This is a genomic window from Pseudoalteromonas sp. bablab_jr011 (assembly GCF_016464045.1).
GTDB lineage: Bacteria > Pseudomonadota > Gammaproteobacteria > Enterobacterales > Alteromonadaceae > Pseudoalteromonas > Pseudoalteromonas lipolytica.
Map to the genome: position 1 here is coordinate 124327 of NZ_JACDWU010000132.1, position 10533 is coordinate 134859.

General features: G+C 41.9%; 8 protein-coding genes and 1 pseudogene. 2 read left to right on the forward strand and 7 right to left on the reverse strand.

Annotation, left to right across the window (positions count from 1 at the left end; genetic code table 11):
- Nucleotides 1–52: 52 nt before the first annotated feature.
- From JIG41_RS06010 to upp, 5 genes and pseudogenes are all read right to left on the reverse strand, one after another.
- Nucleotides 53–1822 carry an alpha-amylase family glycosyl hydrolase gene (locus JIG41_RS06010; protein ID WP_199524421.1) on the reverse strand — a complete coding sequence of 590 codons (1770 nt, stop codon included), beginning with the start codon at nucleotides 1820–1822 and terminating at the stop codon, nucleotides 53–55.
- 12 nt (nucleotides 1823–1834) lie between these two features.
- A complete protein-coding gene (locus JIG41_RS06015; RefSeq protein ID WP_036972141.1) occupies nucleotides 1835–3055 on the reverse strand; it encodes a glycosyl transferase in 1221 nt (406 codons plus the stop codon).
- Nucleotides 3048–4790, reverse strand: coding sequence for an HAD-IIB family hydrolase (locus tag JIG41_RS06020; RefSeq protein WP_199524422.1), 1743 nt, complete (start codon nucleotides 4788–4790; stop codon nucleotides 3048–3050). Before JIG41_RS06020 ends, JIG41_RS06015 begins: the two co-directional genes overlap by 8 nt.
- A 138-nt stretch (nucleotides 4791–4928) precedes the next feature.
- Nucleotides 4929–6166 (reverse strand): annotated as a pseudogene (locus JIG41_RS06025) (uracil-xanthine permease family protein).
- A 9-nt stretch (nucleotides 6167–6175) separates the two neighbouring features.
- Nucleotides 6176–6805: a uracil phosphoribosyltransferase gene (upp, locus tag JIG41_RS06030; protein WP_036972148.1), complete on the reverse strand. Its 630-nt coding sequence runs from the start codon at nucleotides 6803–6805 to the stop codon at nucleotides 6176–6178.
- A gap of 199 nt (nucleotides 6806–7004) precedes the next feature.
- On the opposite strand from upp, the gene JIG41_RS06035 reads away from it, so the two are divergent.
- Nucleotides 7005–7820 (forward strand): hypothetical protein, encoded by an 816-nt coding sequence (locus JIG41_RS06035; protein ID WP_065979003.1) that lies wholly within the window; start codon nucleotides 7005–7007, stop codon nucleotides 7818–7820.
- Here JIG41_RS06035 and JIG41_RS06040 read toward each other — a convergent pair.
- Together JIG41_RS06040 and JIG41_RS06045 are read right to left on the reverse strand one after the other, a co-directional pair.
- Nucleotides 7817–8788, reverse strand: coding sequence for a Gfo/Idh/MocA family protein (locus tag JIG41_RS06040; protein ID WP_199524423.1), 972 nt, complete (start codon nucleotides 8786–8788; stop codon nucleotides 7817–7819). The genes JIG41_RS06035 and JIG41_RS06040 overlap by 4 nt on opposite strands.
- Nucleotides 8788–9738: a phosphotransferase gene (locus JIG41_RS06045; protein WP_199524424.1), complete on the reverse strand. Its 951-nt coding sequence runs from the start codon at nucleotides 9736–9738 to the stop codon at nucleotides 8788–8790. Before JIG41_RS06045 ends, JIG41_RS06040 begins: the two co-directional genes overlap by 1 nt.
- A gap of 219 nt (nucleotides 9739–9957) precedes the next feature.
- Between JIG41_RS06045 and JIG41_RS06050 the strand changes: the two genes are divergently transcribed.
- Nucleotides 9958–10275 (forward strand): hypothetical protein, encoded by a 318-nt coding sequence (locus tag JIG41_RS06050; protein WP_199524425.1) that lies wholly within the window; start codon nucleotides 9958–9960, stop codon nucleotides 10273–10275.
- Nucleotides 10276–10533 lie beyond the last annotated feature (258 nt).

The following is a 10533-nucleotide window of genomic DNA, read 5'->3' on the forward strand; positions in this document are numbered from 1 at the left end:
CCTGATGGGCTTACTTGTTAACGATAAGACTTGTATTATCTTGATGATAGGATTATTTATTGCTGAGCCAAACTGCTTGATATGGAGTCAGCGACAATGTTTGTGTTTGCTCAGTAATTTGCTCCCCGCTTATTAAATCTCGCCACTGCTCGGTACCTATCAAATTTAAGTCTGCAAGAGTGAGAGTTTGCGTCTCATCACTAATGTTATAAACACAAAACATGCTTTGTGAACGGTTAATACTTTGTCGCCAAAAACCAAATAACCCCTCACTTAAATGTAACGTATATTGCGTCGCATTAGGGTGAAATGCGCTTTGCGCCTTACGAATAGCCATCAAGTTTTTCATCGCTTTAAACACAGTACGATGATGGGCATTTTCATTGCCCAATTTTGCTAATAGGTCTGACTCTTGCCAGCGATGACGATTAATAGCTCTATTATGTTGGCTGTTTTCAAAGCGTTCATAGTCATTGGTTGTCCCGAGTAAGCTATGAATATAAAGCCCTGGTATGCCTTCAAGAGCGAACATAATTGCGTGAGCACATAGAAACCGTGCAATGCCCCATTTATCTGGCCCTCGATGCGTTCCTTGCAAAGCATCAAACAACGCAATATTTAACTCGTACGGCGTATTTGTACCATCTGGAGCCGTTCGCAAAGACACCTTGCCACCGTATTTTGCTGTTGTACTGACCATTTCAGCTATTTCACTTTGCTCCAATAACCCTTCGACAGGCCGCAGCCCTATGCCATCGTGTGACGCAATAAAATTAAAATAAGCCGTGCCTTGCTGCGCCGGTGGCATACTCATCATCCAGTGTTTTAATGCGGTGCTATTACCACTGAGTAATGTGTGCAATAACAAAGGTGGCAATGAAAAGTTATAAATACAATGTGCTTCGTTGGCATTACCAAAGTACGACAGATTTTCGCGGTTAGGAATGTTGGTTTCGGTGATAATAATCACATTAGGTTCAACATGCTCTATAAGGGTACGAAGTAACCTGATCACTTCATGCGTTTCAGGTAAATTAATACAGCGGGTATTGAGCTTTTTCCATAAAAAAGCCACCGCATCAAGGCGAAAAATACGCACACCATTGTCTAAATAATGGCGAATTATAGCGACAAATTCATTTAAAACATCGGGATTAGCAAAATCAAAGTCAACTTGATCGTGGCTAAACGTACACCACACATGCTGCAAACCATCTTTCGTTTCTACTGCTTGTAAAAGTGGCGATGTTCGCGGACGAACAACTTGAATTAACTCATCGGTGGGGTTTGCTGTTTTAAAATACCCCCTGCCCGGCTCTTTGCCTTGAATAAAGTTTTCAAACCACACGCTTCGACTAGAACAGTGGTTAATAACTAAATCAGCCATCAGCCTGACATCGGCTGAAATATCGCGGATATGCTGCCAGTTACCGAGCGCTTCATTCACTTGCACATAGTTCATCACCGCAAACCCTTCATCGGAGCTGTAAGGGTAAAATGGCAGAATATGCAATGCGTTAAGTTCTGGTAAGCATTGATTTTTAACAAAGCGATGTAACGTATGCAATGGCGGCTCTTCTGGTTTTGCCACTGCTTCCTCCGTGTTTGCATGGCGAATAATCGAATCACCGTACGCAATTAAAATCATATCTTGTTCGTCCCAACGGTTTTTGTGTGGCGTTGGGTCTCGAACAGGATCATCGCATTGCATGGTGTTAATCAACCTATCAGCGAGTTGTTCAAGGGTTGTATTAAGCTCAACTTCGCCGTAGATACACGTTAAATGCTGTATAACTCGTTGTTGGAGTAGCTCTAATGTCACGTGTCTTCTCCGTTAAATATAGTCTTTATTATCAAGCTCTACGGCTTCTTCTAAGCGTGCAAATACATCGGGCATCGCCGATGCAACTCGGTTCCAGCTTGGCACAAAGGGGGCTTCCATTGGATTTTCTAAGAAGTGTTGTCCCGCATTCATTATATTTTGCGCAAACATCTCAACGGCTTTTTCTTCTTGGTGAATATCAAGCGTTAGGCCATTCATTAGCGCATCGTTGTGATACGTTTCGATAAAATCAAGCGCAATGCGATAATAGGTCGCTTTTAGAGAGCGGATAGTCTCAGAGGTAAACGTTACGCCTTGCGTTGCTAGCTTTCTAAACAAAGCTTTAGTGATATCAATCGACATTTTTGACAAGCCAGCAGCTTGATTACCCAACGATAAATCTTGGTGTTTATGATCGTAATTATCTGCAATATCAACCTGACATAACCGATTATGTGAGTAGTTACGATACATTTCTGATAACACACCAATTTCAAGACCCCAATCACTTGGAATACGAATGTCGTTCAGTACATCACGGCGAAACGAGAATTCACCAGCAAGTGGGTAACGAAACGAGTCCATATATTCAAGATAGTCACTGCTACCTAAAATAGTTTTAAACGAGCGCAGCAGTGGCGTGACCAATAATCGTGACACTCGGCCGTTTATTTTCCCCTCAGCAGTGCGCGGATAAAATCCTTTACAGAACTCATAGTTAAAGCGCGGGTGTGCAACGGGGTAAATAAGTCGAGCCAGTAATGCTCTGTCGTAAGTTAAAATATCACAGTCGTGTAACGCGATAGATTCAACTTTTGCCGTTGCAAGTTTATATCCCATGCAGTACCAAACATTGCGACCTTTACCGAGTTCTCTTGGCGCGACGCCCAATTTTTGCAACTCTTTATCGAGCGCTTGTAAACGCGGACCATCGTTCCAAAGCACCTTGTGGTGTTGGTCAAGCTCAGCAAAAAATTGTAAAGCATGGCGATATTGGCTTTCATCGGCACGGTCTAAACCAATGGTGATTTGTGAAAGGTAAGGTACGTGCTTTAGTTCAGCAATGATGTTTTGCAGCGCGGGTCCTTCAAGCTCACTGTATAACGAGGGTAAAATAAGCCCCATAGGCCGTTGCTTTGAAAAGCTAATTAACTCTTTTTCTAGTTCTTCTACTGGTCGATCAGCAATATTGTGTAGCGTAGTTATGATGCCATTTTGATAAAAATCAGCCATGAGATTGCTCCTTTTTTGCTGCTAAATGCGCTTTAATAATGCTTAATGCCGAGACTTCTTGAACCCAGCCCTCAGGGGCGGGTTTATCACTGAGCTGCCACGCTTTTTGTAATATGTGTGCTTGCACTTGACTGCCCGGGTTCTTGATAAGAACGGCGGTATCTGCCGCTTTTAGCATGGCAACATCATTTTGACTGTCGCCCAAAGCAATAACGGTAAAGGGGTTGCGATATGCTTTTTTAAATTGATTTAATAACCACTTTTGCGCTAATCCCTTATTAGTCCCTTTCGTAATATGAATAAAACGACCGCCAACCAACACCTCGTAATCGAGTGACGACATAATGTCTATAAATTGCTGTCGCTGTGTATCACTGCCTGAAAAACAAATAGGATCTGAATATTGACGCTGTAAAGCCAGTTCGCTTTTATCGAGGGGTAAACCAGTAAGTTCAGCAATTTCTTGGGCTGAAAACTGACTAAATAAACGCACACAATGACTAAACTGGCTTGCATGCTGATTAAGGTCATCGTGTAATTTATCGCAGCTTTGTGTGAGAGCATACCGCCAAAACCCGTGATATTCGTCACAACCAATTGGTTTTACTGCAAAGTAGTTTTTGGGAATATACACTGCCGCCCCATTCTCAACAATAAAGGGCTGGTGATGTTCAAGGCCCGCTTGAATATCTATAACCTCAGCAAATGTTTTACTCGTATTAAAAATAACGTTAATACCCGTGTCGTTCAGCTCAGCTAAAAAAGGTTTTATAACGTCACATTCGTAACTATCGTGATCAAGCAAAGTGCCGTCTAAATCGGTAAAAATAAGTGGTTGTGAAATTTTATCTGCCAACAACTGCATTTTTGTAATATCGCGTTGGCTATCAAGTAATAATAAGGCATCAACATCATGTGCGAGCGTCGCTAAGTTTTCACGGGTGATTCGTTCAAAATGAGATATAAAGCGCCTCAGTGTTATTTCATCAAATGTGCCTTTACCTAATCCATTTTTAGCAATTAACTTGTGTTCTTGCTCTAAACGCCATGCATACACATCTTCAAACGATGGTGCTTTTAACATAATGGTGTAATCAGCCATAGCAAATACATTCTGATATTCATTCGCTAAACAGCTGTTCACACAACGCCGCCAAACGCCATCAGCATCCTCGTGTTGTTCTAAGTCATTGATAGGTGTTTGCAGCTGATATGGCTGCTGCGCAGTACTGGCAACGCACCATCCTTCAAAAAATATGATATCGACCAGCTTTTGGTTAGTTGGCCAGTGTTCTTTTGCGACAGGGTCATCAGTGAGCTTGTCGAATTGTGGTAAAGGCACATTCTTTTTGCCAGCCATTAACGCCGATAAGGTTTGTTCCATTAACTTTATATCGTGAGTACCGGGGACCCCTCTCGTTGCAAAGAGTGGGTGTACGTCTTCGGCCAACTCGGCTCGTGCTGCATGACTAAGATAAAAGTCATCAATAGACAAGGAAACACTATTAAACTCTGTATTGCTGTTGACCCACGTCACAAGAAAATCAGCAAGGGTTGTTTTACCAGAGCCCTGACAGCCATTAATCGCCACCAGCATCGGCTGCCCAGCCATTTTTGCGCTTAACACATCGTGCGCGAGGGGTATAAAGAATTGTTCACTTAAATATTGATATTTAAGTGGTAACTGATGTTTCGCTAAAAACGGGGTTATATCCACAACATTTGCCTCTTGCATAATCGCTCCTACCAGTATGACATAGAGATAAATGCAGTTAGTAGACCAGTTTTATAATTCCTTACTTTTTATGAGGTTACAAAAAAAGCGCATATTAAATGCGCTTTTTTGGTGCAAATTCACATCATTTTTTACATGCTATTGCTCAGTCTGCACTGCTTTGGGGAGCACGGCATTTAAAATAATACCGAGAATGGCACATAAGCTTACACCTTGTAGGCTAAACTCATTACCACCAATATGCATACCACCAATACCAAACACTAATATAAGTGCGATAATCGTTAGGTTGCGTGGGGCTGTCAGATCTTCTCCCGATTTAACCAAGGTATTCAAACCAACTACCGCAATAGAGCCAAACAGCAAGATCATAATACCGCCCATCACTGGCACAGGAATGGTCTGCAAACCCGCGCCCATTTTTGCTACAAAGGCCAGTACAATAGCAATAATCGCTGTCCACAGCATCACACGCGGATTAAAGTTTCGTGTCAGCATCACTGCCCCTGTCACTTCAGAGTAAGTGGTATTCGGTGGTCCACCAAAAATGGATGCCGCAGACGTTGCCAAACCATCACCTAATAAGGTGCGGTGTAACCCTGGTTTTTTAAGTAATCTTTTCCCGTTACTTGGCTAATAGCCATCATGTCGCCAATGTGTTCTATTGCAGGCGCAATAGCAACTGGCACCATAAACAAAATAGCTTGCCATTTAAACTCTGGATACGTGAATGCAGGCACAGCAAACCAATTGGCTTCGGTTACTGCATTAAACTGCACAATACCAATGTATAAAGACGCAACATAACCAGCAACAACCCCAGCCAGAATAGGAATAAGCTTAAAAACACCTTTGCCCCACACAGCAAAAATAAGTGTGACGAGCAAAGATAAACCCGACACCCAAATAGCTTGCTCGTAAGGCACTAACTGCGCACTGCCATCACCAGCCTTGCCCATGGCCATGTTTACAGCCACAGGCGCAAGTGCTAACCCTATCACCATGATGACAGGACCAACCACCACTGGCGGCAACACTTTTTCTAAGACGCTAACACCTTTAAACTTAACAACTAAGCTTAAAATTAAATAGCAGAACCCTGCTACCATCAAGCCACCCATTGTGGCTGGAATACCCCACATTTGCACTGAAGCGATAATAGGAGCAATAAACGCAAATGACGAAGCTAAAAAAATGGGAACTTGGCCTTTAGTCACAAAATGGAATAACAAAGTGCCTAAGCCTGCGGTGAATAGCGCAACATTAGGGTCAAGCCCCGTCAGTAAAGGGACAAGTACCAACGCGCCAAATGCGACAAATAGCATTTGCGCCCCCGTTAAAATAGTTTTTAACGAAAATGTTTGATGATTTTCCACGCTATTTACCTAAACTGTGCCAAAAATTTTGTCGCCGGCATCTCCTAAGCCTGGAATGATATATCCTTTTTCATTTAAGTGACTGTCTAATGAAGCCGTAAAGATTTCAACATCAGGGTGAGCTGCTAATGTTTTCTCAACACCTTCAGGTGCTGCAACGAGAACAATGACTTTAATATCTTTACAACCTGCTTTTTTAAGCATATCGATAGTGGCAATCATTGAACCACCTGTCGCAAGCATTGGATCAATTACGAGACTTAAACGCTCATCAATCTTGCCAACTAATTTTTCAAAGTACGGAACGGGTTCTAAGGTTTCTTCGTTGCGTTGCAAGCCAACAACACTCACTTTTGCAGCAGGTAATAACTGCATAACACCATCCATCATACCAAGCCCAGCACGCAAAATAGGCACAACTGTAATTTTTTTACCTTTGATATGCTCAACTTCTAAGGGAGAGCCATCCCACCCCGTGATTTGCACATTTTCTAGTGGTAAATTTTTAGTCGCTTCGTAGGTAAGCAGGGTCCCCACTTCAGACGCTAATTCACGAAAACTTTTAGTACTAATACCTTCTGCGCGCATAAGGCCAAGTTTGTGTTGAACTAACGGGTGAGTAATTACATGGATAGACATAAGTAGAACCTAAAAGAAATAAATTACGCCTATTTTAGCGCATAATAGACAACTCGACTGCAAAAAATCCCCCTTCATTGCATTAATTTCTTTAACTGGTCTAATATTAAACAGTAGGCAGGGTCTATTAAGCGCTTTGCAACAACATCGGCTACTTCCGCTTAACAATTCATTTAATAAAATTGGGCATCAGAATGGCATGAAACTATACGCAACGATTCTTTTATTATGTATTTATGCTGTGCCGGTTAATTCTGAGCCATTGCATGTAAAAATAATGACTGACTTTATTCCACAAGCAGACGGCAGTCCCGAGAATGAGGCAACTGAATTCGTGTTAGCGGCGGCCACTGAGTTGGGCAATAAAATCAGCTTACAGTTTGTACCTGGCAGCCAATTACAAGACTGGAAACAACTTAGTCAACTTCCCGATGTCTGTTTACTCAACAAGCTTAAAACACCTGAACGAGAAGCGAGTGCTATTTTTACTCGGTATCCTCTGATGGCCTTCCCCGAAAACAAACTGATTGTATTCAACAAACCAACCTTACCCAACTCGATTTCATTAACCGATGCCGTAAATTATTATGACCTCACCATTGGCGTGACGAGTCGTCGGTCTTACTCTGCTAAAATCGATGATTTTATAAAACGACACGAAGAACATTTTTTTAAAGTAGATGGGGCTGCCAATGCAATTCAGCTTGGCTACATGCTTTTTGAAAATAAAATTGACGCTATTTTTGAATATAAATCAATGTTCATTCACCGTTATCAACGCGCTCATGGTATTGATAAAATCCGTTACTTAACGATTGAACCCTCTGAGCCTGCTGCATTTGGTTATATAGCCTGTTCGCCCTCGCCGCAAGGTAAACAGGCCATTGCATTATTTGAACACGCATTGCAAACAGAGAAAATAAAGACTCTCATTAGTACAAGGCTCATGGAATTATTTCCTGCACCCGACAATACGTTGATTGTTGATGCTTTTAATGCCGCCTATAAAAATTAAGACATTAAAATTTGTTCCATTACCCAGCTGGTGTGTAAAGCGGTTACACCGGTTGAGGGATGAGGCGCGCCCAAATCAAAAAATTGAGCCATATTTTCTACATGAAATTGCTGTATATGAGTTGGGTTTTCAATAGATAGTTGGCGTATACCCTGTGTGTTGTTTAGCTCGATAGGTTTTTCGTCAAACACACTAAAACATATTTCACCCTCACTGCCATAAATAATAACGTCGTCAAAGCGGTTCGCACACGCAAAGTTCCAACTGCCAGAGCCCGTAATACCCGATTTATGATACCAGTGCGCGGTAATAGCATCAAAAGCGGAATAAAGCCCTTGTTGATTAGCACAAAAACCGTATACTTTTTCAAAATCACCTAATAAATACGCTAACAAATCAAGACCATGGCTTGCTAAGTCATCAAAGTAACCGCCACGTGCAATCTGTTTATCAGTTCGCCAGTTATATTCCATAGATAAGTCCAAAGCACTTGCTGGTTTGCTCAAATGCCAACTTACATGACGCACTTTACCAATTGCGCCACTTTCAATAAGCGATTTCACTTTATTAAAACGTGGCAACGAACGACGATAATAAGCAACAAATAAAGGCTGTTTTGCCTCTTTGAATGCTTCAACAATGGCTAAACTGTCTTCATAGCTAGGCGCTAAGGGTTTTTCAATACAACAGGGTTTGCCAGCCGCCGCCACTTCAAGTGCAAACGTTTTATGGCTGTCGGGCGGCGTAGCAATGTATACGGCATCAACCTGTGCATCGTTTATTAACTCACTGGGGGTTGCAAACACCTTGGGCACATGATGACGCTGTGCGTAGTCGCGAGCTTTGTTTAAATCTCGACGCGTCACGCCCACCAGCTCAATGCCATCGGTTTGTTGATACGCGGGACCACTTTTAACTTCGGTTACTGCGCCACACCCAATTATGGCAAAACGAATTGGCTTATTCATTACATTCCTTTTTTAGTGAGATAATAGTTAAACTGACTTTGCATATAGCGATTAATTTTTAAATGCTCAGGACTCCACCCAGCTAAAAAGCGGTAAAAATCAGCCCAAGCATATGCCCAGAGTTCATCCCAGCTAGCAATCACATCTGCCGCACTGATATTCGGTTTATAACATTTTAGAGCTAAGGCGAGCTCATCGTAATACTGGTTTAAATATGCGCTGGCATCAGCATGGAGCGCCTTATCACTTAAGCAACTACCTAAAAAGTACATAACATCAATAATACCGACACCCTTTCCAACGTATTGAAAGTCATAGCCATATACACAATTAGTGTGTGGCTTTATGGCAAAATTAGCAAGTTTCGCATCGCCATGTATGAGCGTTTGATATACACACTGCTTAAGTGCTGTATCGATATTTTCTGCTTCAACTTTTAGGCTTGAATGTGTCATTCGCGCATACTCATCTGGACGGGTCGCTAAGTGCCAATAGCTACCTTGCGGCCAAAGCCCCTCAGCAGTGCTACTTAAATTAACAGCATGAAAATGTGCTAACCATCTAAGAATCGCATCAAAATGAGCAGAGCTTGCTTGGGCTTGTTGATAACCACACGCGGTAAAATCAGCAAATAAGAGTGCTTGCTGGTTATTTTCTTGCACCGCGTTTAAGCAGGGAATAGCTGCAGCCTCAAGCGGTAACTGTCCACTAAACTGCTGATACCAATTAAATTCGACTAAATATGATTGCCGCTTTCTTGCTAATGCAAACTCACTTTGCGTGATTCGACTATGATTAATTTGCTTAGGGACTTCTATGGCTTTTATGACACATGCCTCACCGTTAAGTTTACAGCGAATAATTTCGCCACAATCACTCCATACAGAGGCTGCGTGCTCTATGTCTTTAATATCAGGAAAGTGCTTTTTAACAAATTGCCTTACGTTCATACAGTCATATTTTAACGAAAAATCTATGGGCAATGGTAGGTGATATCCCTTTCGGGCACAATATTGCATCCCTAAGCTGAACTTTTTACACTGATCACACTCATTAAAAAAATAAGCGTATTTGACCTGAAAAACTCAGAATTATAACCACGCATTTGATATGTTTTTAATCCGTATTTTTCTACCATAAGTCATCAAGCAAAAAGCGAGGGTCGGCTTATGAACACCACGGTAAAAGATTGGTACATTGTTACTGTTATGGATGGTGAGCATTTGGTTGGTGAAGTGCTGTACGGTACAGTTATAGAAGATGCGACCATCCGCTTTTATGAAGGGGACTACGTGACCACCTCTCGTATAGTAAGCAAGAACTTAAAAGAACATACGGTTGTTACGGCAAGTAACTCATATTATCAGCTCAAAGGAAGTGGCAAACGAGCTATTATCGATTTAGACGATTTCGAACTCCTACGGCACGGATTTTCGCCAGAGCAGATTCGAGCGTTAAACAGTTCATCGCCTCTTTTAGCCCATTAGCTTTGGCACCAAGCGGATATTCAGCAATTTACAATCTTCGCCCCTCTTGACACCAACCAAACGGAGCGAAGCGCCTAGCTCAAAAATTAAACGCCAGATAAAAGAAAACCAGCTCCCGCTTAATGCAGATCAGTTAAGGAAAAACCAATAAAATAAAGGGTTACAGCGATGATTTATAAAAATCTTACTGAAGCCCTTTTGCTATATGGTCTTTAGCTAATTTTGTCCCCACCTGCTTTAAGCAGCTTTAACTGAATA

What these genes read in the sequence shown, in the direction of transcription:
- JIG41_RS06015 (WP_036972141.1), bottom strand. Translation starts at nt 3,055, where the DNA reads ATGGCTGATTTTTATCAAAATGGCATCATAACTACGCTACACAATATT.
- JIG41_RS06020 (WP_199524422.1), bottom strand. Translation starts at nt 4,790, where the DNA reads ATGCAAGAGGCAAATGTTGTGGATATAACCCCGTTTTTAGCGAAACAT.
- upp (WP_036972148.1), bottom strand. Translation starts at nt 6,805, where the DNA reads ATGTCTATCCATGTAATTACTCACCCGTTAGTTCAACACAAACTTGGC.
- JIG41_RS06035 (WP_065979003.1), top strand. Translation starts at nt 7,005, where the DNA reads ATGAAACTATACGCAACGATTCTTTTATTATGTATTTATGCTGTGCCG.
- JIG41_RS06040 (WP_199524423.1), bottom strand. Translation starts at nt 8,788, where the DNA reads ATGAATAAGCCAATTCGTTTTGCCATAATTGGGTGTGGCGCAGTAACC.
- JIG41_RS06045 (WP_199524424.1), bottom strand. Translation starts at nt 9,738, where the DNA reads ATGAACGTAAGGCAATTTGTTAAAAAGCACTTTCCTGATATTAAAGAC.
- JIG41_RS06050 (WP_199524425.1), top strand. Translation starts at nt 9,958, where the DNA reads ATGAACACCACGGTAAAAGATTGGTACATTGTTACTGTTATGGATGGT.